Annotated in this window: 19 protein-coding genes, 1 pseudogene and 1 riboswitch; of the genes and pseudogenes, 9 read left to right on the forward strand and 11 right to left on the reverse strand. The window is 69.8% G+C overall.

Going from position 1 to position 23,776, the window contains the following annotated elements:
• The first annotated feature begins 98 nt into the window (after positions 1–98).
• Complete coding sequence (locus tag ACFVT2_RS22915) at positions 99–1,238, forward strand: adenosine deaminase (protein WP_390020765.1); 1,140 nt, start codon at positions 99–101, stop codon at positions 1,236–1,238.
• A 456-nt stretch (positions 1,239–1,694) separates the two neighbouring features.
• On the opposite strand, the gene ACFVT2_RS22920 is transcribed toward ACFVT2_RS22915, so the two are convergent.
• The 3 genes from ACFVT2_RS22920 to ACFVT2_RS22930 form a co-directional block, all read right to left on the reverse strand.
• Positions 1,695–2,267 (reverse strand): HXXEE domain-containing protein, encoded by a 573-nt coding sequence (locus ACFVT2_RS22920; RefSeq protein WP_390020767.1) that lies wholly within the window; start codon positions 2,265–2,267, stop codon positions 1,695–1,697.
• Positions 2,268–2,348: 81 nt separating this feature from the next.
• Positions 2,349–3,530 carry a spermidine/putrescine ABC transporter substrate-binding protein gene (locus ACFVT2_RS22925; RefSeq protein ID WP_390020770.1) on the reverse strand — a complete coding sequence of 394 codons (1,182 nt, stop codon included), beginning with the start codon at positions 3,528–3,530 and terminating at the stop codon, positions 2,349–2,351.
• A 133-nt stretch (positions 3,531–3,663) separates the two neighbouring features.
• Positions 3,664–5,118: a gamma-aminobutyraldehyde dehydrogenase gene (locus ACFVT2_RS22930; RefSeq protein ID WP_390020773.1), complete on the reverse strand. Its 1,455-nt coding sequence runs from the start codon at positions 5,116–5,118 to the stop codon at positions 3,664–3,666.
• Positions 5,119–5,298: 180 nt separating this feature from the next.
• Between ACFVT2_RS22930 and ACFVT2_RS22935 the strand changes: the two genes are divergently transcribed.
• The 4 genes from ACFVT2_RS22935 (at position 5,299) to ACFVT2_RS22950 (ending at position 9,250) form a co-directional block, all read left to right on the forward strand.
• Entirely contained in the window at positions 5,299–5,772 is a 474-nt protein-coding gene (locus ACFVT2_RS22935) for an Lrp/AsnC family transcriptional regulator (RefSeq protein ID WP_390020776.1), read from the forward strand.
• A gap of 2 nt (positions 5,773–5,774) precedes the next feature.
• On the forward strand, positions 5,775–7,136 hold the full coding sequence (locus tag ACFVT2_RS22940) for an aspartate aminotransferase family protein (protein WP_390020779.1): 1,362 nt from the start codon (positions 5,775–5,777) through the stop codon (positions 7,134–7,136).
• 213 nt (positions 7,137–7,349) lie between these two features.
• Positions 7,350–8,090, forward strand: coding sequence for an ABC transporter ATP-binding protein (locus ACFVT2_RS22945; RefSeq protein WP_390020782.1), 741 nt, complete (start codon positions 7,350–7,352; stop codon positions 8,088–8,090).
• Entirely contained in the window at positions 8,072–9,250 is a 1,179-nt protein-coding gene (locus ACFVT2_RS22950; protein ID WP_390020785.1) for a hypothetical protein, read from the forward strand. Before ACFVT2_RS22945 ends, ACFVT2_RS22950 begins: the two co-directional genes overlap by 19 nt.
• A 981-nt stretch (positions 9,251–10,231) precedes the next feature.
• Here the strand turns inward: ACFVT2_RS22950 and ACFVT2_RS22955 are convergent.
• Complete coding sequence (locus ACFVT2_RS22955) at positions 10,232–10,654, reverse strand: RidA family protein (RefSeq protein ID WP_390020788.1); 423 nt, start codon at positions 10,652–10,654, stop codon at positions 10,232–10,234.
• A gap of 163 nt (positions 10,655–10,817) precedes the next feature.
• Between ACFVT2_RS22955 and ACFVT2_RS22960 the strand changes: the two genes are divergently transcribed.
• On the forward strand, positions 10,818–11,225 hold the full coding sequence (locus ACFVT2_RS22960) for a MarR family winged helix-turn-helix transcriptional regulator (RefSeq protein ID WP_390020790.1): 408 nt from the start codon (positions 10,818–10,820) through the stop codon (positions 11,223–11,225).
• A gap of 665 nt (positions 11,226–11,890) precedes the next feature.
• Here the strand turns inward: ACFVT2_RS22960 and ACFVT2_RS22965 are convergent.
• On the reverse strand, positions 11,891–12,055 hold the full coding sequence (locus ACFVT2_RS22965; protein ID WP_390020792.1) for a hypothetical protein: 165 nt from the start codon (positions 12,053–12,055) through the stop codon (positions 11,891–11,893).
• A gap of 439 nt (positions 12,056–12,494) precedes the next feature.
• On the opposite strand from ACFVT2_RS22965, the gene ACFVT2_RS22970 reads away from it, so the two are divergent.
• Complete coding sequence (locus ACFVT2_RS22970; protein WP_390020794.1) at positions 12,495–13,544, forward strand: hypothetical protein; 1,050 nt, start codon at positions 12,495–12,497, stop codon at positions 13,542–13,544.
• A 187-nt stretch (positions 13,545–13,731) separates the two neighbouring features.
• Here the strand turns inward: ACFVT2_RS22970 and ACFVT2_RS22975 are convergent.
• Both ACFVT2_RS22975 and ACFVT2_RS22980 read right to left on the reverse strand, forming a co-directional pair.
• Positions 13,732–14,819 (reverse strand): annotated as a pseudogene (locus ACFVT2_RS22975) (glycosyltransferase family 4 protein).
• Positions 14,816–16,048: a glycosyltransferase family 87 protein gene (locus ACFVT2_RS22980; RefSeq protein WP_390020797.1), complete on the reverse strand. Its 1,233-nt coding sequence runs from the start codon at positions 16,046–16,048 to the stop codon at positions 14,816–14,818. The pseudogene ACFVT2_RS22975 and the gene ACFVT2_RS22980 overlap by 4 nt, the downstream one beginning before the upstream one ends.
• A 461-nt stretch (positions 16,049–16,509) precedes the next feature.
• Here ACFVT2_RS22980 and ACFVT2_RS22985 point away from each other — a divergent pair, with 461 nt between their 5' ends.
• Together ACFVT2_RS22985 and ACFVT2_RS22990 are read left to right on the forward strand one after the other, a co-directional pair.
• The gene (locus tag ACFVT2_RS22985; RefSeq protein ID WP_390020989.1) at positions 16,510–17,664 is read left to right on the forward strand and encodes a sensor histidine kinase; all 1,155 of its coding nucleotides are present in this window, start codon (positions 16,510–16,512) and stop codon (positions 17,662–17,664) included.
• Complete coding sequence (locus tag ACFVT2_RS22990; RefSeq protein WP_390020800.1) at positions 17,658–18,344, forward strand: response regulator; 687 nt, start codon at positions 17,658–17,660, stop codon at positions 18,342–18,344. The genes ACFVT2_RS22985 and ACFVT2_RS22990 overlap by 7 nt, the downstream gene beginning before the upstream one ends.
• A 54-nt stretch (positions 18,345–18,398) precedes the next feature.
• On the opposite strand, the gene ACFVT2_RS22995 is transcribed toward ACFVT2_RS22990, so the two are convergent.
• The 4 genes from ACFVT2_RS22995 to rlmN form a co-directional block, all read right to left on the reverse strand.
• On the reverse strand, positions 18,399–19,469 hold the full coding sequence (locus tag ACFVT2_RS22995; RefSeq protein WP_390020802.1) for an ABC transporter ATP-binding protein: 1,071 nt from the start codon (positions 19,467–19,469) through the stop codon (positions 18,399–18,401).
• Positions 19,470–21,119 (reverse strand): ABC transporter permease, encoded by a 1,650-nt coding sequence (locus ACFVT2_RS23000; RefSeq protein WP_390020804.1) that lies wholly within the window; start codon positions 21,117–21,119, stop codon positions 19,470–19,472.
• A gap of 53 nt (positions 21,120–21,172) precedes the next feature.
• Positions 21,173–22,255 (reverse strand): thiamine ABC transporter substrate binding subunit, encoded by a 1,083-nt coding sequence (locus ACFVT2_RS23005; protein ID WP_390020806.1) that lies wholly within the window; start codon positions 22,253–22,255, stop codon positions 21,173–21,175.
• A gap of 102 nt (positions 22,256–22,357) precedes the next feature.
• A riboswitch (TPP riboswitch) is annotated at positions 22,358–22,478 on the reverse strand.
• Between the two features lie 34 nt (positions 22,479–22,512).
• Entirely contained in the window at positions 22,513–23,625 is a 1,113-nt protein-coding gene (gene rlmN, locus ACFVT2_RS23010) for a 23S rRNA (adenine(2503)-C(2))-methyltransferase RlmN (RefSeq protein WP_390020809.1), read from the reverse strand.
• Between the last annotated feature and the right edge of the window lie 151 nt (positions 23,626–23,776).

Here is a 23,776-nt window from a genome sequence, read left to right on the forward strand (position 1 = left end):
GCAGCCGGCATCTGGCACAACTGGAGCACCGGCGCCAAGATCAAACGATCCCTGATCGCCTACGACCACTGAAAACATCGGACTCATTCATCTAGGGGATGGCCCCCACCGGGCCCCGCGACCGCCCCACCTCCCCCATACGATGGCCAGACCAGACCACTCCGCACCATCCGCCGCGCGCACCTCACCCCCGCGCGCTCCCCCAGGAGGAACCGTTGTCCGACCTCGACGCCTTCATCGCGGGCCTGCCCAAGGCGGAGCTGCACGTCCACCACGTCGGCTCGGCCTCACCGCGGATCGTCTCCGAGCTGGCCGCCCGGCACCCGGACTCCGCCGTGCCCAGCGACCCCGAGGCGCTCGCCGACTACTTCACCTTCCGCGACTTCGCCCACTTCATCGAGGTCTACCTCTCCGTCGTGGACCTGATCCGCGACGCCGAGGACGTCCGCCTGCTGACCTACGAGGTCGCCCGCGACATGGCCCGCCAGCAGATCCGCTACGCCGAGCTGACCGTCACGCCCTTCAGCTCGACCCGCCGCGGCATCCCGGACGCCGCCTTCGTCGAGGCCATCGAGGACGCCCGGAAGGCCGCCGAGTCCGAGCTGGGCGTGATGCTGCGCTGGTGCTTCGACATCCCCGGCGAGGCGGGCCTGGAGGCCGCCGAGGAGACCGCCCGGATCGCCTGCGAGCTACAGCCCGAGGGCCTGGTCTCGTTCGGCCTGGGCGGCCCCGAGATCGGCGTCCCGCGGCCCCAGTTCAAGCCGTACTTCGACCGGGCCATCGCCGCCGGACTGCACTCCGTCCCGCACGCCGGCGAGACCACCGGCCCCGGCACCATCTGGGACTCCCTGACCTCCCTGCGCGCCGAGCGGATCGGCCACGGCACCAGCGCCACCCAGGACCCCGAGCTGCTGGCCCATCTCGCCGAGCACCGCATCCCGCTGGAGGTCTGCCCGACCTCCAACATCGCCACCCGGGCGGTCCGCACCCTGGACGAGCACCCGGTGAAGGAGATGGTCGACGCCGGCGTCCTGGTCACCATCAACAGCGACGACCCGCCGATGTTCGGCACCGACCTCAACACCGAATACGCCATCGCCGCCCGCCTGTTGGAGCTGGACACCACCGGCCTGGCCACCCTCGCCAAGAACGCGGTCACCGCCTCCTTCATGGACGACGCGGCCAAGGCCCGACTGTCGACCGAGATCGACGCGTACGCGGCGGGGTGGCGCGGCTAGGGCCTGTCCGGCCGGCGCCGGCGCGAAAGCTCCGAACGGCTCGTGGCCCGGCGCGTCCAGGCCGGCCCGCCAGGCGTCGGCCAGCGCCGCCCGCCGGGCTAGGTCACTGGCGAGCACGAAGTGCCGGCGCCGGCGGTTGCGTTCGGCGGGTGCCTGGCCTGGCGCACCGCTTGCGGCGGGCGGACACGGACGGAGGGGCTCTCACCCCGGTCGACTGACGCACCGACCGTTCTCGGCCCCCGCCCGCGGCCCGTCCCCGAACACACCCGTCAACACCGGGCGTTGAGGGCCGGCCCACCCGCCGGAAGCACAGCGGGCCACACGACCAGAAGCGACACCGGCCACATGGGACGCGTGGGGTACACGGGAGGCACAGGGGACGCAGGGGACACGAGAGTCATGGGAGCCACGGAGCCCCGCTCAAGAGGTCAAACAGGCCGCCCTGCCCCCAGCCCCTCACCCCTTGACCAGCCGCCGCGCCACGAGGTGCGAGACGGCGGTGGCGGCCGCCGCGGCGGCGATGCCCCGTACCGCGCTGCCCGGGGTCGTGGGCCGCAGCCGTCCGGCCCGCCGCAGCCGGCCGCGGGCCCAGAGCGTGAACGGAATGACGAGCACGGGCGAGGTGGCGGATCCCGGCGTGTAGCCGCGGGTGGCGGCCGCCTGGGCGAGGTGCAGCAGACCGTGCAGCCCGAAGCCGTCCAGCGTGGCCTGGAAGAACCCGGACCTGCCGCCGGTGCGGTACCCCCTGGCCGCCGCGGTGGCCACGATGGCCGCCATCACCGCCACCGCCGTCGCGAACTCCCGCTCGGTGACGCCCTCCAGGGCCCGCCAGACCCGCTCGGGCACCTGCGGGAACCTCTTCCGCAGCACCGGTACGCTCTCCCGCACCCAGCGCGGCCCGAAGGCCACCTCCTCGGCGTCGTGCAACGCCCAGGCGGCGAACAGCCCCAGGGTGACGGCCGGCGTTATCCCGTCCTCGGACGAGGCGGACGCCTCGGGGACCTTCCACTGCACCGCAGAGATCGACATAACCGCCGAGTCTGGCAGGCCAGTTGACCACCACGGCCACCGGCCCACCCCGAACACGGCCCCCTACAGCCCCTACAGCCCCTACAGCCCCACGATCCCGTTCCACGCCTTGGCGAATTCGGTCCGCTCCTTCGCCGTGATGTCCCGCGCGATGGCCAACCGCTTGCGCATCGTCGTATCGGGGAAGATCAACGGGTCCTCGGCCAGCTGCGCCTGCTCCTTGTCCTTGGACGAGGCGAGCACGTCACGCGCGGCCGGCACCGGGCAGACGTAGTTGACCCACGTGGCCAGTTCGGCCGCGACCTCCGGCTGGTAGTAGTAGTCGATCAGCCGCTCGGCGTTCCGCTTGTGGGCCGCGAGGTTGGGGATCATCAGGCTCTCCGCCCACAACTCCGCGCCCTCCTCGGGGACCACGAACTCGATGTCCGGGTTGTCCGCCTGCAGCTGGATCACATCGCCGGAGTACGCCTGCGCGGCGAGCACATCGCCGGAGTCCAGGTCCTTGATGTAGTCGTTGCCGGTGAACCGGCGGATCTGCCCCTTGCGGACCAGGCCGCCCACCTGGTCGATCATCCGGTGGAAGTCGTCGGCGGTCCAGCGGGTGATGTCGACGCCGTCGCCCTGGAGCAGCAGCGCGAACGCCTCGTCGAGCCCGGACAGCAGGGTGACCCGGCCGCGCAGGTCGTCCTTCCACAGGTCGGCGGTGTGCTTGATCTCCCGGCCGAGCTTCTTGCGGTTGTAGGCGATGCCGGTGATGCCGGACTGCCAGGGCACCGAGTGCATGCGGCCGGGGTCGAAGTGCGGGCCGCGCAGCAGCGGGTCGAGGTACTTGGCGACGTTCGGCTGGGCCTTCCGGTCCATCGTCTCGACCCAGCCGAGCCGGACGAACCGGGCGCACATCCAGTCGCTGATGACGATCAGGTCGCGCCCGGTGGCCTGGTGGTTCATCAGTGCCGGACTGATCTTGCCGAAGAACTCGTCGTTGTCGTTGATCTCCTCGGTGTACGTCACGGAGATCCCGGTGCGCTTCTGGAACGCGTCCAGCGTGGGGCGGCGCTGCTTGTCGTGGTCGTCGACGTCGATGTAGAGCGGCCAGTTGGCGAAGACCAGCCGGTGCTCCTGGGCGGAGCGGTCCGGGGCCTCGCGGTCGGCGGCCTCGACGTACGCCGGCGGCACCCCGCATCCCGTCATGGCGGCCAGCGCCCCGGTCACACCGATTCCGCCCATGCCCCTGAGCAGCGAACGCCGCGAAAGATCAGCCATGGCGAGCACTCTCACGTGCCGCGGGCGGAGGCGGCAAGAGACAGAGCGTCAATTGCCGGGCCTCCGCCCGCGACGGTGTGTCGAGCGTTCCGTGCCGCTCGACGGTGGAGATCCCCCTGTGGGGCCGGTCGGCTCAGCCGTCCAGCGAGGTCATCACGTGCTTGATCCGGGTGTAGTCGTCGAAGCCGTAGGCGGACAGGTCCTTGCCGTAGCCGGACTTCTTGAAGCCACCGTGCGGCATCTCGGCGACCAGCGGGATGTGGGTGTTGATCCACACACATCCGAAGTCGAGGACCTTGGACATCCGCATCGCGCGGGCGTGGTCCTTGGTCCACACCGAGGAGGCCAGGGCGTACTCGACGTCGTTGGCCCACTCCACCGCCTGCTTCTCGTCGGCGAAGGACTGGACGGTGATCACCGGGCCGAAGACCTCGTTCTGGACGATCTCGTCGTCCTGCTTCAGGCCCGAGACGACGGTCGGGGCGAAGAAGTAGCCCTTGTCGCCGACCTGTTCGCCGCCGGCCTCGATCTTGGCGTGCGCGGGCAGCCGCTCGATGAAGCCCTTGACCTGCTTGAGCTGGTTGGCGTTGTTCAGCGGGCCGTAGAGCACGTCCTCGTCGTCGATCGCACCGGTCTTGGTCTCCGAGGCGGCCTTGGCCAGCGCGGCGACGAACTCGTCGTGGATGGACTCCTGGACGAGCACGCGGGTGGCGGCCGTACAGTCCTGGCCGGCGTTGAAGTAGCCGGCGATGGCGATGTCCTCGACGGCCTTGGCGATGTCGGTGTCCTCGAAGACCACGACCGGCGCCTTGCCGCCGAGCTCCAGGTGGACCCGCTTGAGGTCCTTGGACGCGGACTCGGCGACCTGCATACCGGCCCGCACCGAGCCGGTGATCGACGCCATCGCCGGGACCTTGTGCTCGACCATCAGGCGGCCGGTCTCCCGGTCGCCGCAGAGGACGTTGAACACGCCGCGGGGGTGGCCCAGCTCGTCCAGGACGCTGCCGATGATGTCGGCGATCAGCACCGTCGAGGCGGGGGTGGTGTCGGAGGGCTTGATGACCACGGTGTTGCCCGCGGCGAGCGCCGGGGCGAACTTCCATACGGCCATCATCATCGGGTAGTTCCACGGCGCGACCTGGGCGCAGACGCCCACCGGCTCACGGCGGATGATGGACGTGAAGCCGTCCATGTACTCGCCGGCCGAGCGCCCCTCCAGCATCCGGGCGGCACCCGCGAAGAAGCGGATCTGGTCCACCATCGGCGGGATCTCCTCGGAGCGGACCAGGGCGATCGGCTTGCCGCAGTTCTCGGACTCGGCGGCGATCAGCTCCTCGGCGCGCTCCTCGAAGCGGTCGGCGATCTTGAGGAGGACCTTCTGGCGCTCGGCCGGGATGAGGTCGCGCCAGGCGGGGAAGGCGGCCTCGGCTGCTGCCATGGCCGCGTCCACGTCGGTGGAGCCGGAGAGAGGGGCAGTGGCGTAGGGCTCGCCCGTGGCCGGGTTGACCACCTCCGTGGTCCGGCCGTCGGCGGCGTCCCGGAACTCCCCGTCGATGTAGTTGCGCAGACGACGCAGTGCGGTGGTCACTGTGCGCCCCCTTCAGTGTCAGATGTCCGGTGGTTGGGATCCCACAGTAGCCGCGAAGGCCACGTTTTCAACACACCCACACGCCTCGAACAACGAAATCAGTGAAATTCTCCTCGATCAACAACTGATTCCGACTGTTTGGGGTTGCCATACCGTCGAACCTCGTGCACAGTGAAGGACGTGGCCACTCGTGACAGAAACGGCACTCCGTCGATCGACTCCGTCTCCCTGGCGATCATCGAGCAGCTCCAGGAAGACGGGCGCCGTCCGTACGCCGCGATCGGCAAGGCCGTCGGCCTGTCCGAGGCGGCGGTACGCCAGCGCGTACAGAAGCTGCTCGACCAAGGCGTGATGCAGATCGTCGCGGTCACCGACCCCCTCACGGTCGGTTTCCGTCGACAGGCAATGGTCGGCATCAACGTCGAGGGTGACCTCGATCCCGTGGCCGACGCCCTGACGACCATGGAAGAAGTCGAGTACGTCGTCATGACGGCAGGTTCCTTCGATCTCATCATCGAGATCGTCTGCGAGGACGACGACCACCTTCTGCAAATGATCAACAAGCGGATCCGCACGCTTCCCGGCGTCCGATCCACCGAGAGCTTCGTCTACCTCAAGCTCCGGAAGCAGACCTACACCTGGGGAACGAGATAGCAATGAGCGCTGACCTCTCCAAGACGGCATACGACCACCTGTGGATGCACTTCACCCGCATGTCGTCGTACGAGAACGCCTCCGTGCCCACGATCGTGCGCGGCGAGGGCACCAACATCTACGACGACAAGGGCAAGCGCTACATCGACGGCCTCGCCGGCCTCTTCGTGGTCAACGCCGGCCACGGCCGCGTCGAGCTCGCCGAGACCGCCTACAAGCAGGCCCAGGAACTGGCCTTCTTCCCGCTGTGGTCCTACGCCCACCCCTCGGGTGTGGAGCTGGCCGAGCGCCTGGCGAACTACGCCCCGGGCGACCTGAACAAGGTCTTCTTCACCACCGGCGGCGGCGAGGCCGTCGAGACCGCCTGGAAGCTCGCCAAGCAGTACTTCAAGCTCACCGGCAAGCCGATGAAGCACAAGGTGATATCCCGCGCGGTCGCCTACCACGGCACCCCGCAGGGCGCCCTGTCGATCACCGGCCTGCCGGCCCTGAAGGCCCCCTTCGAGCCGCTGGTCCCCGGCGCGCACAAGGTGCCGAACACCAACATCTACCGCGCCCCGATCCACGGCGACAACCCCGAGGCGTTCGGCCGCTGGGCCGCCGACCAGATCGAGCAGCAGATCCTCTTCGAGGGCCCGGAGACCGTCGCCGCGGTCTTCCTGGAGCCGGTGCAGAACGCCGGTGGCTGCTTCCCGCCGCCCCCCGGCTACTTCCAGCGGGTCCGCGAGATCTGCGACCAGTACGACGTGCTGCTCGTCTCCGACGAGGTCATCTGCGCCTTCGGCCGCCTCGGCACGATGTTCGCCTGCGACAAGTTCGACTACGTCCCGGACATGATCACCTGCGCCAAGGGCATGACCTCGGGCTACTCCCCGATCGGCGCCTGCATCATCTCCGACCGCATCGCCGAGCCGTTCTACAAGGGTGACAACACCTTCCTGCACGGCTACACCTTCGGTGGCCACCCGGTCTCCTCCGCCGTGGCGCTGTCGAACCTCGACATCTTCGAGCGCGAGGGCCTCAACCAGCACGTGCTCGACAACGAGGGCAACTTCCTCAACACGCTGCAGAAGCTGCACGACCTGCCGATCGTCGGCGACGTCCGCGGCAACGGCTTCTTCTACGGCATCGAGCTCGTGAAGGACAAGGCCACCAAGGAGTCCTTCAACGACGAGGAGACCGAGCGCGTCCTCTACGGCTTCCTCTCCAAGGCGCTGTACGACAACGGTCTCTACTGCCGCGCCGACGACCGTGGCGACCCGGTCATCCAGCTGGCCCCGCCGCTGATCGCCGACCAGTCGGTCTTCGACGAGATCGAGCAGATCCTGCGCTCCGTCCTCACCGAGGCGTGGACCAAGCTCTGATCATCGCGTCACCTCCTGGTGCGCTAGTACACAACTGAACATTCAACGGCCCGGATTCGCTCGTTCCCATCCATACGAGTGAATCTGGGCCGTTGTGGCTGCCGAACCACAAATGACCGGGGACCCGATTCCTTACCGTGCTGGTGACCGATACCCTCCGTGGTCGTTCCCCCGACCGGGGGAACGACCAGCGAACAAGCGAGAGGTGTGCAGATGGTGGCCCCGCCTGACAACGACGTTCTCTGGGCACGCGGCCTGCACCACATGCACGGCGCCACCGTCGCCCTCACCGGGGTCTCACTCGGTGTGAGCGAGGGCGAGATCCTCGCCGTCACCGGCCCCCGTGGCAGCGGCAAGACCACACTCCTCAAGTGTCTGTCCGGCCAACTCGTCCCGTCCGAGGGCGAGATCTTCTTCAACCGCGCCCCCGTACACACGCTCTCCTCCCCCAGCCGCGAACGGCTGCGTCTCGAACGGTTCGGCTGGATCGACACCGAACCCCACCTCGTCCCAGAACTCACCGTCTGGGAGAACGCCGCCCTCCCTCTCCTGCTGCGCGGCACCGGCCACCGCGCGGCCAAGCACACTGCCCTCGAGTGGCTGGAACGCCTCGACGTGGGCATGTGCGCCCGCCGCCGCCCCTCCCGGCTCGACCAGTCCCAGCGCCAGCGCGTCGCCATCGCCCGTGCCCTGGTCACCACCCCGCAGGTGCTCTTCGCCGACGAACCGACCGCCCCGCTGCACAGCGCGGACGGCACCCAGGTCCTGCGCACCCTGACCACCGCGGCCCGCTCCCATCACATCACCGTGGTCCTGGCGACCTACGACCCCCAGGTCGCCGCCCTCGCCGACCGGACGATCAGCCTCCTCGACGGCCGCCGCTCGGGCGCCGCCCCCGAGAACGCCGGCGCCTCCGATGAGGAAAGCAGGGCAGCGTGCTCGCTCTCCGTCTAGCCTTCCGTGTCCACCCCCTCGTTCTGCTGCGCCGGCTCCTCGTCGCCGCAGCAGCAGCCGGCACGGGCTTCCTCGTACTGGCCGCCCTCGGTCACGCCGCCGCCCACCCCGCCACGGCCGGCGACTCCCTGGCCCGACTCCTGTGGTGCGCCGCCCCGCTCGCGGCCACCGCCCAGCTCGCCGTATCCGTGGCCCGTGCGGACCCGGCCGCCCGCCTCCAGCGCGGTATGACCGCCGCCGGCCTGGGCCCGTTCCGGCTCACCCTGCTCGCCGCGGCCTCCACGGCCCTCTCCTGCGCCCTCGGCGTCCTCCTCTCCCTCGTCGTCTTCCTGGCTCTCCGCGGCGACCTCGGCGACGCCGCCCGCACCACCGGCTCCCGCGCCATCGACGCCGGTCTGCTCGGCGCCGGTCACCCGCTGCCGCTGATCGGCGCCCTCATGCTGCTGTCCCTCGTCCCGCTGACCGCCGCCGCGGCCACCGCCTTCTCGCTCCGCCCCCGCACCGAAGCGGGCGCCACTGACACCGAAACCGCCTCGACCACCGAGGCCGCCCCCTCCGGCCTCCCCTGGGGCGTCGCCCTGACCGCGGCCGGCCTGGCCATCGAGGCCTACACCAGCCCCGCCACCGGCACCCCCGGCGGACTGCTGCCCCTTCCCGGCCGGCTGATCGGCAGCCCGCCGGGCCTGCTGGCCGGCTGGGCCATGGCCGCCTTCGGCCTGGTCCTGGCCGGCCCCGGCCTGGTGTACCTGTCCGGCCAACTGCTGTGCGCGGGCCGCCCCGGCGCTCTGCGGCTGCTGTCCGGGCGTGTGCTCCAGGAGGAGTCACTTCGCCTGGGCCACCCGCTCGGCGTCATGTGCGCGGTCGCCTCCGGTACCTACGCCGCCGTCGCGGTGTATCAAGCTGCTCCTTCCCGTCCGCTCGGTCCGTTCACTGCGATCGGTGCGGCGATCGTCCTCGCCTGCGTCACCGTCAGCGCACTCTCCGCCGCCCTGGAATCCCGGACGGCCCGTGCCCGGACCACGGCCGCCCTGCGCCGGCTCGGCGCATCCGCCTCCGCCTTCCACCGCGCGACGGCCCTCCGCTCCCTGGCCCTGTTACTCGTCCTCGGCCCCCTGACCTGGACCGTCGCCGAGATGGCCACGCTTCCGCTGGTGCACTGAGTTGGGGCGTGTGGAGCTCCAGACCAGGGAGCTCTGGTGCCTGGGAAATGGCGGGGCGGATTTCCCGCCTCGTGGGTTCCGGCCTCGGGGGTTCCTGTGTGGTGGGTTCCTGTGTGGTGGGTTCCGGACTTATTGGGCCCAGCGCGGTGGACTGCCACTCGTTGGGTGCCAGCGCTTGGCGTGTCGGGCGTTGGCCTTGTTGAGGTCCGGCGCGTGGCCCTGCAGCCCGTTGGGCTCCGGCTCATTGGGCTCCGGCTCATTGAGCGTGGTTGGGTGGCCGCTGGTCCATGGGGCACCCCCGGGACCATGAGTTCTTAGGCGATATGCCGTGAGGCGCCATTTCCTGAGGCGTTGTTCGCTGCGGCTCGGACCCCAGAGGCGTTGTTTCGGCGGCGATGTGTGGTCCTGAGGCTCGGTGTCGCCGGGTCCGGAGTGTCGAGGGCCGACACGGCCAACGCGCTGCGCCGGAGGGACGGAGGGACGGATACCGAAGGACCGTGCACTGAAGTCCCCTTCCTGATATGTGGGTTCGCCCGTGCCTGTGCTCCCTTGTATGCGCGTTCTGCCGGGTGCGGGGAGCGTGCCAGGGGTCGACCGGGATGCAACTGGGCTGCCGCTGGAGCAGGGTGAGCCAACGAGGCGGCGAGGCGGAGAAGCCGACAGAGGCGGAGCGGCCGGCAGAGGCAGGCAAGGGCAGCTCGGTCCGGCAGGCCTGTGTGCGGTGTGGCGGCGGTTGGTCGGCAGACTGGCAGGGCGCAGGACCGTGGCGCGATGCAGTTGCTGCGGGTGATGCCGCTGAGCCCTGTCCCGGTCGGATCCGGCTGGCCTGGATCCCCCTGGTGTCGGCGTCGCCTGGTGCCCGGCGCCCGGCCGTTGTCCGGGGCGGAACCGAGGTCCAGCTTGGGTCGGGGCGCGCCTGGCAGGGGCAGGTACTTGGGCCGCGCGCCCCGGACTGTCCGGCAACCGCTGGGGGCGTGGGCGTCAGCGGGCGAGGGCGGTGACCTCGACCTCTATTCGCCACTCCGGTTGGGCCAGCGACGAGACTTCGAGCAAGGTGTCCGCGGGATAGGGCTCGGACAAGAACTCCTCGCGCAAGGTGATGACATGGCCGAGGTCGGCGGCCATGTCCGTGACGAAGATGCCGACCTTCACCACGTCGGCGAGCGACGCACCGGCCTCGGCGAGCACTCGCTCGACATTCGCGAACGCCTGACGCCCCTGAGTCAGGAAGTCATCCGAAACAGTCCGCCCCTGCTCATCGATCCCCGCCTGCCCGGACACATGGATCAGCCCGCCGGCCTTGATGGCCTGTGAAATCTTGTACGGCTCATACCAGTCCGGCGTGGTCGCAATCCGCTGAATCTCCTGAGTACTTCCCACTTCTGCGACATCCGTCGACGACATGACGCTCCCCCTCGAAGTTCCATGTTCACGCATCTCTTGCATGCACATACATAAGTTTCAGGCGCATGTACGCTGATGTCAAGAGCTTCAGTGGAAAATGCCTCGGAAGGCGTCCGGGGCAGGACACGCCAGAGAAGGCGGACGAGGGAAGAAAGCGGAATCGATGGACGCGGAGCACTGGGACCGGTTCGGAGCACTGCACACACGCGTCGAGCAGGAGCTGGCGAAGGCCCTGCAACAGCGCCACAGGCTCGGCCTCTCCGAGTACCGCGCACTGGCCCGACTGGCGGAGTCGGAGGACGGCGAACTGCGGATGCAAGAGCTCGCGGATCTGATCGGCCTCAACCAGAGTTCCGTCAGTCGGCTGGCCTCGCGGCTGGAGTCGTCCGGTCTGACCCGCCGGGACCTGTGCCCCGACGACCGACGCGGCGTCTACAGCGTGATCACCGACGAGGGCCGCGAAGCGCAGAGCAGGGCGCGCCCGACGTACGACAGCGCGCTGCGCACCGCTCTCGACTCCGCTGCTGAAGACGGCTTGCTCGGGCCCCTGGTGAAGTCCCTGCGCCCCTGACATGACGGGCGTGCAGTCGAATGCAGAGCCCCGGCACCCCGCCACCTCCGCAGGCACGACCGCGCGATCGGCTCGCTCACGGAGTTCGAACGGGTCACCGCGACCGGCAGCCTCGCCGGATACCGCATCCGCTCCCTCGGCCTGACAGGCCGTGGGTTCACCCCGCTCGCCACGGATGACACCGGGGAATCCGTCTGCCTCGGCTGCGTGATCGAACCGGATGCCACCGCGCAAGTACGGGCCGGGGCGCCTGGTGTTCCCGCCGGTTCCGGACCTGCCGTTCAACCCACATCGCGGGCGCTCTCAACACCCGACGAACTCTTCACCGGACTACTCGGCTCCGGTCGAGACGCCCCGGACGCCCCACCTACTGCTGATACATGGCCTGACCGTGCGTCCGACGGCGATCCCGGTGCGAGGGAGGCAGCGAACCTCGGGGCGTACACCGCGCCGCACCAGAGCACCATGCTCGACGCGACACCGGAACCCCTCTCCAAGGCACCGCTCTTCAAGCCCTCGGTCTCGGGACGGGCGCGCGCCGCTTTCGCAGCGCTTCGGAGCCGACCGGGCAGTGACCCCTCTGCCGTCGTGCCGAGTGGGTCCTATGAGCACGAGCTCCCAAACGCCTTCGCGTCCCATGTGGCGAAGCGCTTCGTCAACCCACGTCACGAGAAGTGCCTGCTGGCCAGGTCGAACACCCGCGCGGCGTTCCTGCCCGGTGGTGCGGGGACCGTGCAGGAGGTCTTCCACGCCGCGACCCCACTCTCCCACCGGTCACACAGCGAGCCGACGCCCATGATGCCGGTGAACCGCGAGCACTGGACTGGCACGCTGCCGGTCCGGCCCCTGCTCCGGACACTCGTGGTCGGCCACCCGATGGCGCTCCGGATCGCCCCGGTCGAACCTTGGACGACGCCCCCGAGGCACTGGCCCGCGTCATGACCGGGGTCAGCTGCCGCGGCCGTTCCTGACAGCTGTCCCTGCGACCGCTGTGCGGAGTGCCGACGGCAGACCGCCATACAGCGACGCCGAAGGCAACGTAAGGGGCTGCCGTAAGTCGGCCGTGCGCGGAGGCCCGCGAAACGCCCGTGCCGGGAATCTCCCCGAGCCAGCGGAAGGACCTCCCCGAACCCGCCATCGCACCCCTTCCCTCACCGAAGCCCTGGCAGCAAGAGATCTTTTTGCCCCTGGAGGCAACTCACATCCCGAAATGCACGTCTGCCAAGCCAGGTAATGAACAGGTAATGCGGCGTGCGAACGGAGCTTTCGGTGATCATCGGCCTTCTGACGGCCATAGCGGCGTCCGCCTGCTATGGCACGGGTTCGGTCCTCCAGGCGGTGGGATCGCGGAAGTCCGCTCGCCAGGAAGCGGCGAAGGCATCCAGCAGCGCCGTCACCCAGCACGGCGGCCCCAGCCTGTCGTCGACCGCCAAGGCGGCCGTGACCTGGCAATTCATGGTCGGCACGGTGCTGGACTTCATAGGTTTCGGGCTGGGGGCGCTCGCGGCGCGGATGCTGCCACTGTTCCTGTCTCAGACCGTGATCAGCGCGAACCTCGTGATCACGGCAATGCTGAGCATCAAGCTCCTCAACATTCGTCTCACCCGTCCTGAATGGGCTTCCATCGGTGTCGTCTGCTCGGCCCTGGTACTGCTGGCCACCGCCGCCGGTCCGGAGGGCAGCGGCCATACACCGATCGGCACCCATTGGTGGTTGCTGGCCGCCTCGGTTGCGCTCATCGGTGGCGGCACCCTGATCGTGCGTGTGCTCGGCGGACGGGCCGCGATCCTCGCCGGGCTGCTGTCCGGCCTGGGATTCGGCGCCCTCGGCGTCGGCGTACGCGTCCTGAACGGTGTGGACCCGTTCCATCTGCCGTCCCTTCTCGGCGACCCTGCGTTGTACGCGATCCTGGTCGCGGGCATCGGCGGAATGTATCTCCACACCATCGCCCTACAGATCGGTTCGGTGAACGGCGCCACGGCCGCGCTGGTGGTGGGCGAGACCGTGGTGCCCGGCATCCTCGGAGTGCTGTGGCTGGGGGACTCCTCTCGTCCGGGCTTCGCCTGGATGGCGATCCTCGGCTTCGTGGTCGCTGTGGCCGGGGCCGTCGCGGTCGCCTGGTTCGGCGAGCCGGAGTCGGAACCGGGTCCGGCTCGGGAGTTGGGTTCGGGTCGGGAGGCGGCCGCCGGGCCTGCGTCCGGATCGGACCAGGGAAACGGAGCGGGCCCGGAGTCCGGCTCAGGTGGGCCGGACGGGGGCGGCAAGGAGGCGGTGGAGACCGGGGGCTCGCCTACGAGGTCACAGAGCGCGGCGGTGTGAGGGCCACTGCTGATGCCGCGGGTGGTAGCGGTGCCACGGCCTTCGCCCGCGGTGGCCTCGGGCGACCTTGGGCGGCCGAGGCCGAGGCCGACGCCGGAGCGGTCGGGCAACACTGCCCGATATCCCGTGCCCGCTCACGGCTTCCTGGCCAGCAACAGTGCTGTTCCTCGTAGGACCGGTCCCAGTCTCACTCCGCTGCCACCCAGGCCCGGCCCTTCTCGCCCAGCGCCCGCGCGGTACCCGGGTCGGTGAGCATGACTACGAGCCGCGCCGCCACGGCGGCGGGACTTCGTCCGCCCACCACATGCCCCGTCTCACCATCGTGTCGTGTGCAGCGTCTGGTGCGCCGCCCGAGCCGCCGGCCAGTGGGGGGAGCCCGGCGGCCGCCGCCTCCAGGAAGACAATGTCCAGACCCTCAACCACCAGCCCACGTCGTCGGGTGCGGCAGGGCGTAGCGACAGCATCTGCCGCGGCGTAGAACGTCGGGAGGGAACGATGCGGTTGAGCGCCTGCGAAGACCTCGGCCTCGTCCATGGACTCCGTGGTGGCGAGCCTGTGCAGCCGCGGTTCATGGGGTCCACCGCCGACGAGCAGCACCATGGCGTCCGGCATTCGGCGGCTGAGCAGCGGTAGCGCTCGGATCAGCGTGTCCTGGCCCTTCCGGGACACGAACCGGGCCGCGCAGTGGATCGTCCTGCGGCCGGCGAGCCCATAGCGCTCGCGTACAGCACGCCCATCGAGCCCCGGTTGGGAAGCGTCCGTACAGACGCCGGGGACGAGCCGACCCATGCGACCTGCTGCGCCAGGCCCGAGCGCGGCCACTATCGGTGCCCGGGTACTCGCGCCCAGATATGTCGCCACATCCGTCCGCGCGCCGATCTTCCGGAGTAGTGAGCGCGCGTCGGGGGTGCATGCCCACCAGACCTGGTAGCCGTGCCTGGTGGCCGCGGCCCTGGCTACTCCTGCCTCCCTCCGCGGCCGCGCGGCGATCGTTCCGAGCGGTGCCGCGGCCCCGAACCACACAGTGGGACATGCATAACCGCGGGCGAGGTTCATGCCGCGACACGAGACGCGGGATGTGGGCAGCAGCGTCCGGGCCGGATCATGCAACATGGGGCAGGGCAGCGCGGCGTCGTGGTCCGCCGCCCCCGGTTCGGATGACGTGGAGACGACCACCGCATCGTATGGGAAGGGGATGGTCATGGCATGAACGAAGGTCTCGATTCCGTCTTGGCGAGGTGGGAAGTCGTTGGTGACGTTCAGCGTGCGGCTCATCGTGCCGCCTCCTCTCTCGGTTCGGGGTCCACTCGCTTCTGGCCCGCCTCTTCCGCCGCGCCTATGGGGTCGGTCAAGTGCCTTGTACTGCAGCTCCATTCGCGGCCTTCGGCCTGTTGATGGTGCGGGTGGGGGTGGAGGTGGGGGAGAGTGCCGGATCGGTCTTTCTGCGGTGGGCCGACTCGCGTCGCGTCGCTGAACGGAACGCGGGCCGGCGACCGGTGACGGCTCACGCGGGGTGATCCGGTCACGGACTGCGTCAGGCGCGGCCACGCCCAGAACACCAGGGGATAGACGAGGTACCCGAAGCGTGTGGCTGGCATCAGCACCATGGCTAGCGCGAGGCCGATCGCCAGACGGTCGGCCGCCGCCCGCACCGTCCGCGGCGGCCGTATCAGCAGAGAGGCGGCAACACCGATGGCGGCGACCGCCAACAGCACCATCGCGAGGAGTGTCCCGCCGGGAACGTAGGCGGCCAGGAGCCGCCCGGGCAGCGGACTTTCGGCAGGCGACGCCGTCGTCCCCAACCCGAGCGGGAACGCCAGGACGTTCTCGGCGAAGGCCCCAGGGGCTGTGAGCAGGAAGGGGAGAACCGCTGTCGATACCGTCAGCGTGGTCGCAGCGCCGCAGGTGACGGCCTGGCGTCGGCCGTGCCTGGCGGCCACCAGCACGAGCGCGACGGGCACAGCGGGCCAGGCCGTCCACTTCAGCGCTGCTCCGATGCCCAGCAGCAGCCCCGCGCGCCCCGGCTTTCCGCATCCGGCCGCAACCAGGCCCCAGCACATCAGGCCGATCACCGGAAGGTCGATCCCACCGACAGCCACCGGCAGGGCCACCAGCGGGCAGGCCGCGATCCACAGCAGCACAGGTGTGCTGTCGCGGTGGAATACGGCACGGTACCCGAGCCGGCGATCGGACTCGGCCCACGAATGCCGGGCGAGTGCCCTCGCCGCGGCGGCCGTCGTCAGGAAGAAGGTGCCGGCCATCCACCATCGTGCGTCTGTCAGCGGCCCGTCGCCGAACACCGCATGAGGCAGGCCGAAGACCGCCATGCCCGGAAGGTACGGGTTGTAGTCCGCGACCGTAACGGGCGCGGGTACGTACGGACTGCCGGAGTGCAGCAGCAGGTCGCCGGAGCGCTCAACGACCGCGACCTCAAGCTGTGCGCTGCCGTCCAGCACGAGAAGGAGTAGCGGCACGACCACCGAACCCATCACCGCCAGCAGCAACGGAAGTTGACTGGTGACAGCGGAAACCCGTGGCGCGCGCCGCCCTTTCGCGCGAAGTGCCGCGGCCGCCGCCGCGCAGCCGTATCCGACTGCCGCGGAGAGACCCCAGGTGCGGTGTGGGGGAAGGGTGGTGAGGAGTCCCAGGCCGAGTGCGGTGATCGTGCACGCGCCCCATCCCCATGCCTCGTGGCACCTGCGTCCGCCCTGACCGACGTCCCTACGCCGCAGCGGAAGCGAAACCCGCTGCGACTCGCCACATGACGCCAATTCCCTTATTTTGCAAGTCAGTTGAGTCTTCATGATGCTCCCGTCCTCGCCTTGATCACGAGGCTATGGACGGCCGGACCACGGAGCGTCAAACGAGCAACCGAACTTCGACGTCAACCCGTGGCATGACATGCCGGCCATGGATCAACCCGTGCGGCGACGCGGCCGCTTCCACGAACCGAAAAGATAACGGCATGAGCACTTCTCTCCGGCAGCGGCTCCGCGCGTGGGTCGCGTCGCCGGCTTATCCCTGGGCCTCCGGCGGGACGCTCACGGCGTTCGCGGCCGTGGAGCTGGTGGTCGTGCCAAGGCACTCGCCGGTGATCGCGCTGAGCGTGCTGCTGTCCGCGGCGGCGCTGCCGTGGCGTCGTGCGCGCCCGGCCATCGCGGCCCTCTCGGCCGCAGCGGTCCTGGTGAGTTTCGCCGCCGGGACAGACCTCTATATTGCGGCGGCCGTCAGCGGACTCGTCGCGTGCTACACCCTCGGACGCCACCGCGTGGCGCATCCGGCGCTGCTCGTCGGTGCCGGTTCGGCGCTCTCCCTCGCGGCGAATGTCTGGCATATCGCGTCCTGGCATCCGAGGTCGTACTCCGTCGACCTGCTTGCCGAGTGGTTCGTCCTGACCGTGGCGATCCTGGCCGCGGTATCAATGGGTGACGCGGTACGCGCGCGCGAGGAGACTCAGCGCGAGCGGACGGCCGCGCAGGCCCGGCTCCTCGCGATGGAACGGCGTCAGGCCGCCGAGGCCGAACGGGCTTCGATCGCCCGCGAATTGCACGACGTCGTGTCGCACTCCGTCTCGGTGATCGCCGTGCAGGCGGAGAGCGCCACCTACACCACACCGGATCTGTCGCCGCAGGCCCGCGAGGGCTTTCAGCAGATCGCCACGTCTGCCCGCGCGTCGATGGCGGAGCTGCGCCGGCTGCTGGGGGTGCTGCGGACGGACGCCGAGGACCGCACCGGTACGGCGCCCCAACCGACCTTGGACGCGTTGGGCGAGCTGATAGCGCAGCACCGGTCGGTGGGCGGTGAGGTGGAGCTGCGGATCAGCGGTGACCGGGTCGAGTTGCCCACGTCCTGTGAGTTGTCGGCGTACCGCATCGTGCAGGAGGGGCTGACCAATGTCCGTCGGCACGCGCCGGGAGCCCATGCGGTGGTGGAGATCGACTACCGGCCCGACCGGCTGGCGGTGCGCATTGTGGATGACGGGCCGGGCTCACCAGGCGTGGCCCATGCCGGCCATGGCCTGGCCGGCATGGAGGAGCGGGCGGCGTTGCTTGGTGGGAAGCTCACCGCGAGCCCGGGCCCGGACGGCGGCTTTCTCGTAGAGGCGGAATTCCCGTGGTGATCAGAGCAATCGTGGCCGACGATCAGGCCATCGTCCGCACCGGGTTCGTCAACCTCCTGGGAACGCAGGACGACATCGAGGTGGTCGGTGAGGCGGAGGACGGTGTTCAGGCGGTCCGGATCGCCGCGGAGCAGCGCCCCGACCTCGCGCTGCTGGACATTCGAATGCCGCACAAGAACGGTATCGAAGCCGCCCGTGAGATCACTCAGGCGTCCGGCGGTGCCACCAAGGCGCTGATGCTGACGACGTTCGGAGTCGATGAGTACGTGTATGACGCGCTCGCGGCCGGTGCCAGTGGATTCCTCCTCAAGGACACCACGTTCCCCGAACTCCTGCATGCCGTAAGGGTGGTGGCGGAGGGCAATGCGCTGCTGGCGCCCGAGTTGACCAAGCGGCTGATCGCGGAGTTCGTCAAACAGCGGTCGGCGCCGGTTCCCGTGCGCACGGTGCGGGAACTGACCGGCCGTGAGGTGGAGGTGCTCGTCCACATCGCCCAGGGGTTGTCCAACGCGGAAATCGCCGCACGACTGACGATCACCGATCACACCGTCAAAACGCACATCAACCGGCTCTTCGCGAAGATGGGTCTCCGTGACCGCGCCCAGGCGGTGATCCTCGCCTACGAGCTGGGGCTGGTCGTCCCGCAGGGCCGGTGCCCCGACCCTCCCCCGCGCGCCTAGTGGCGCCCGCCCCTTCAGGAGCGATCCATGGCACAACACCGGTACGCGGCACAGTCATTCCGCCGCGTCGTCCAGCACCACCACGTCCTCGGCGGCGAAGGAGACCCCCACCCGCTCCCCGGTCTCAGGCGCCTCGCGAAGTGGGCACGCCGCCTCCACCTGTGGCCCGCTCGCCGGTTGGAGCAGCAACGCGACATGCGTGCCGCGGAACGTCCGGGCCGCGACAGTACAGGGCAGTCCATCCGTCGCGGAGGTCAGCCGGACGCCGGCCGGGCGGACGAGCAGGCGACAGGAACCGTCCGGAGTGCCGTCCGGCACCGGCACCTTGCCCCACGGGGTGGCGGCGGACTCGCCCTGCACAGTCGCCTCGACCACGTTGTCGAAGCCGAGGAAGCGGGCGACGAATGCGGTGGCGGGCCGCTGCCAGACCTCCAGCGGGGTGCCGCTCTGCGCGATCCGGCCGTCCCGCATCACCACGACCCGGTCGGCGAGAGCGAACGCCTCCCCCTGATCATGGGTGACGGCGAGCACCGTCGTCCCCAACTCTCGGAAGAGTCGCCGCAGTTCGACGACGAGGCGCTCACGCAGCCCCCGATCCAGCTGCCCAAGCGGCTCGTCCAGCATCAGCAGCCGCGGGCGTGGGGCGAGCGCACGGGCCAGCGCGACCCGCTGCTGCTCGCCGCCGGACAGCGACGCCACGGCCCTCCGCTCGGCGCCCGGCAGCCCGACGAGGTCCAGCAGTTCGGTGACCGCGCGTTCCTGCTCGGCACGGGGAGATCGCCGCATCCGAAGCCCGAACGCGACGTTTCCCGCGACGTCGCGCTGGGGGAACAACTGGTGGTCCTGGAACATCAGCCCGACGCCGCGCCGGTGCGTGGGCACCCCCGCCTGGTCGCGCCCCTCCAGCAGCACCGCCCCCTCGTCGGCGTGCTGCAGTCCGGACACCACCCGCAGCAGAGTGGACTTGCCGCTCCCGCTGGGGCCCAGGACGCAGACGATTTCGTGCGCGGCGACGTCCAGGTCCACCCCGTCGAGGGCGGGGCGCGCGCCGGGCGTGCCGAAGTGGACGGTGACGCCGTCCAGCCGCAGCATTTCCGGTGCCGTGGTCCCGGCCTGTGCCGTCATCTAGAACTCCCCGGAGTGGTCGGTGCGGATGCGTTCCAGGGCCAGCAAGGCGCCCGCGCACACCACCATCAACATGGTCGACAGGGCCATCGCCTGGCCGTAGTTGAACTCCCCCGCGCGGCCCAGCAGTCGTGTGACGGCCACCGGCAGGGTCGGCTGGTCCGGCCGTGCGATGAAGACGGTCGCGCCGAACTCGCCGAGCGATACGGCGAAGGCGAAGCCTGCCGCGATGAGCAGCGCCCGCCGGACCATCGGCAGGTCCACTTCGCGCCAGACCTGCCAGGGCGAGGCGCCGAGGACGGCCGCTGCCTCCCGCAGCCGGCTGTCGACCGCCCGCAGGACGGGCAGCATCGTGCGGACGACAAACGGCACGCCCACCAGGGCCTGCGCGAGTGGCACCAGCCACCAGGAGGCCCGCAGGTCCAGCGGCGGCTTGTCGAGGGTGATCAGGAAACCGAAGCCGACGGTCACGGCGGAGACCCCGAGGGGCAGCATCAGCAGCCCGTCGAAGCCACGCAGGAGCCGGGTGATCATCGGTGTCCGCCCGGACGGACCGGTCTCCGCCCGGGAGCGGGTGAGTGCGGCCGCCGCCAGGCCGCCGATCAGGAGGGCGATCGCGGTGGCCGCCGCGCCGTAGGCGAGGGAGTTCCAGAGGGCGTCGAGGGGGGCGACGGCAAAGGTGCTGTCGGCGGACGCCGCGTCACGCAGCGTCTCGTAAAAGACCAGCCCGTAGCCGTCCGGCCCGGCGAAGGACCGCTCGACGAGCACGGCGAGTGGCAGGACGAGCAGCACGGCGATGAGGGCGAGCGTGCCCCACAGCAGCGCCCATTGGCCCGGGCCGTGCGGGCGGCGAGCGGTCCGGGAGGCGTCGACGAGTCGCAGGGTGGATTCGCGGCGTCGCACGGTCCAGGCGTGCAGCGCCAACAGGCCCAGTACGGCCGCGAACTGGATCAACGTCAGGACGGCGGCGGTGGGCAGGTCCAGGAAGTCGGCGGTCTGCCGGTAGATCTCCACCTCCAGCGTGGAGAAGGTCGGCCCACCCAGGATCTGCACGACTCCGAAGGAGGTGAAGGTGAAGAGGAACACCATCAGCGCCGCGGCGGCAACGGCCGGGCCCAGCGCGGGCAGCGTCACCTTCCGCCAGGCCGCGAACCGTCCGGCTCCCAGGACCCGTGCCGCCTCTTCCTGACGCGGGTCGAGCTGGGCCCAGAGTCCGCCGACGGTACGGACGACAACCGCGTAGTTGAAGAAGACGTGCGCCAGCAGGATCGCCCATACCGAGGTGTCCAGCCGAACGCCCCACAGGTCGTCCAGCAGTCCACCCCGTCCGACCAGCGCCAGGAAGGCGGAGCCGACGACGACGGTGGGCAGGACGAACGGCACCGCCACCACCGCCCTCAGCAGTTGCTTGCCGGGGAAGTCGAAACGCGCAAAAACGTAGGCGCCGGGCAGGGCGACCAGCAGCGTCAACGCGGTCGAGGCGGCGGCTTGCCACAGGGTGAACCACAGCACGTGGAGGACGTCCGGATCACCGAGCACCGCACTGAACCGGCCGAGCTGCCACTGTCCGCCGTCCTTCAGCCCCCGGCCGACGATCACGGCGACCGGGTACGCGAAGAACACCGCGAAGAAGGCGAGTGGCACGGCCATCAGCCCGAGCCGTACCGCCGTTCCTCGCGCGGGCCCCCTGCGGCGGCTGCGGGCTACTTCAGAACGAGCGAGGACCACTGCTTGATCCACTGGTCACGGTTCTTGGCGATCGTCTCCGGTGCGAGCGCCGCCGGCTTGTCGATCTTGGCGCCGTAGCGGGTGAACAGCTCCGGCTCCTTGGCGTCCGTGCGTGCCGGGTTGACGAACATCTGCAGCGGCATGTCCTCCTGGAACTTCTTCGACAGGAGGAAGTCGAGCAGCGCCTTGCCGCCCTTCTCGTTCTTGGCGCCCTTGAGCAGACCGCCGAATTCGATCTGCCGGAAGCAGGTGCCGGTCGCGACGCCGGTCGGGGCCTCCTTGGGGGCGGGGTTCTTGCCCATGACCTCGGCGGGCGGGCTGGAGGCGTAGGAGACCACCAGCGGCTTGTCCCCCTTGCCCTTGCCGGCGGCGGAGCCCGAGAAGCGCTCGTTGTACGCCTGCTCCCAGCCGTCGACGACCTCGACACCGTTGGCCTTGAGCTTCTTCCAGTAGTCCGGCCAGCCGGCTTCGCCGTGGGTGGCGATGGTGCCGAGTTGGAAGGCGAGCCCCGGAGAGGAGGTGGCGGAGTTCTCCGTGACGAGCAGCCCCTTGTACTGCGGCTTGAGCAGGTCGTCGAAGGTCTGCGGCGGCGCGAGCTTGTGCTGGGTGAAGTAAGCGCGGTCGTAGTTGACGCAGATGTCGCCGTAGTCGAGGGGCGTGACCCGGTGGGCGCCCTTGTCGAGCTGCAGGTCGGCCGGGACGCCGTCCAAGCCCTTGGCCTTGTAGGGGGTGAAGATGCCGGCGTTCAGGCCGCGCGAGAGCAGGGTGTTGTCGATGCCGAAGAAGACGTCGCCCTGCGGGTTGTCCTTGGACAGGATCGCCTGGTTGACGGCTTTGCCGGCGTCCCCGCCCCTGAGCACCTTGACCTTGTAGCCGCTTTCCTTCTCGAAGGCGGCCAGGACGGACTTGGAGGCGTTGAACGAGTCATGGCTGACGAGCGTGACGGTCTTGGCGTCGGCGCTGCTGCCGCCGGTACCCGAGCTGCCGCACCCGGCGAGTGCGGTCATACCGGCCGCGGCAGCCAGCGCTGCCGCGGTGATCCTGCTGGTGGTGCTCACTGATTCCTCCTGGCTGGCCAGGAAGAGACGCGGCCCCGCCCGGTGTCCGCTGCGTTCTGCGTCGGTGACGTTCGGCAACGGACGGTGGGCGGGGCGCAACAGCATGAGTGACGACCGAACTTCCTACCCGGAATGACCCGGGCGAGGTTCAAGGGTCTGCGGGCGCCGTAGGGCTACGACGTGTCCGCACTCTCAGCGCTGTGGCGCTCCCCTGTCGGAATGTGCATTTGTTCGACGACACCGTACCAGCGGGTGGCTCAGCGCTCCGAGGCGGCGAGCTGTCCGCACGCACCGTCGATCTCCTGGCCCCGGGTGTCCCGAACGGTCACGGGCACGCCGTGTGCCTCGATGGCCCGCACGAACGCCAGCTCGTCCTCGGGCCGCGAGGCGGTCCACTTCGAACCCGGCGTCGGATTGAGCGGAATGAGGTTGACATGGACCCGCTTGCCCTTGAGCAGCCGTCCCAGCAGGTCACCGCGCCATGCCTGGTCGTTGATGTCGCGGATCAAGGCGTACTCGATCGAGACCCGGCGACCGGACTTCTCGGCGTACTCCCACGCCGCGTCGAGCACCTCGCGGACCTTCCAGCGAGTGTTGACCGGCACGAGGGTGTCCCGCAGCTCGTCGTCGGGCGCGTGCAGCGACACCGCGAGCCGGCACTTGAAGCCCTCGTCGGCGAACCGCAGCATCGCCGGGACCAGCCCGACCGTGGAGACGGTGATGCCGCGCTGGGAGAGGCCCAGCCCGTCCGGCTCGGGGTCGGTCAACCGCCGGACGGCGCCGACCACCCGCTTGTAGTTGGCGAGCGGCTCGCCCATGCCCATGAAGACGATGTTGGACAGCCGCGCCGGCCCACCGGGCACCTCGCCGTCGCGCAGCGCCCGCATCCCGTCGACGATCTGGTGCACGATCTCGGCGGTGGAGAGGTTCCGGTCCAGGCCGGCCTGTCCGGTGGCGCAGAACGGGCAGTTCATACCGCAGCCGGCCTGCGAGGAGATGCACATGGTGACCCGGTCCGGGTAGCGCATCAGGACGGACTCGACGAGGGTGCCGTCGTGCAGTCGCCACAGGGTCTTGCGGGTGGTGTCGTCGTCACACGAGATGTGCCGCACCACCGACATCAGGTCCGGGAGCAGCTCCGCCGCCAGCTTCTCGCGCGCCGCGGCGGGGATGTCGGTCCACTCCGCAGGGTCGTGCGCGTAGCGGGCGAAGTAGTGCTGCGACAGCTGCTTGGCGCGGAACGGCTTCTCGCCGATCGCGGCCACCGCCTCGCGGCGCTCCACCGGGCTGAGGTCGGCGAGGTGCCGAGGGGGCTTCTTGGCGCCGCGGGGGGCGACAAACGTCAGTTCTCCCGGGGCGGGGCGGGCCATGAGCGGAAACTCCTCTGCGCAACGAGGCCGGGCGGCTTCTGCCGACGCGGAACCAGGGGCCGGACAGAGCCGGAACCAGGAGGCCTCACGGATCACCCCCGCGGTCGCGGGGGCGGAAAGGGCGCGCCGCGAATGTGCGACGCGCCCTTCA

Source organism: Streptomyces sp. NPDC058000, from assembly GCF_042886435.1.
Lineage (GTDB): Bacteria > Actinomycetota > Actinomycetes > Streptomycetales > Streptomycetaceae > Streptomyces.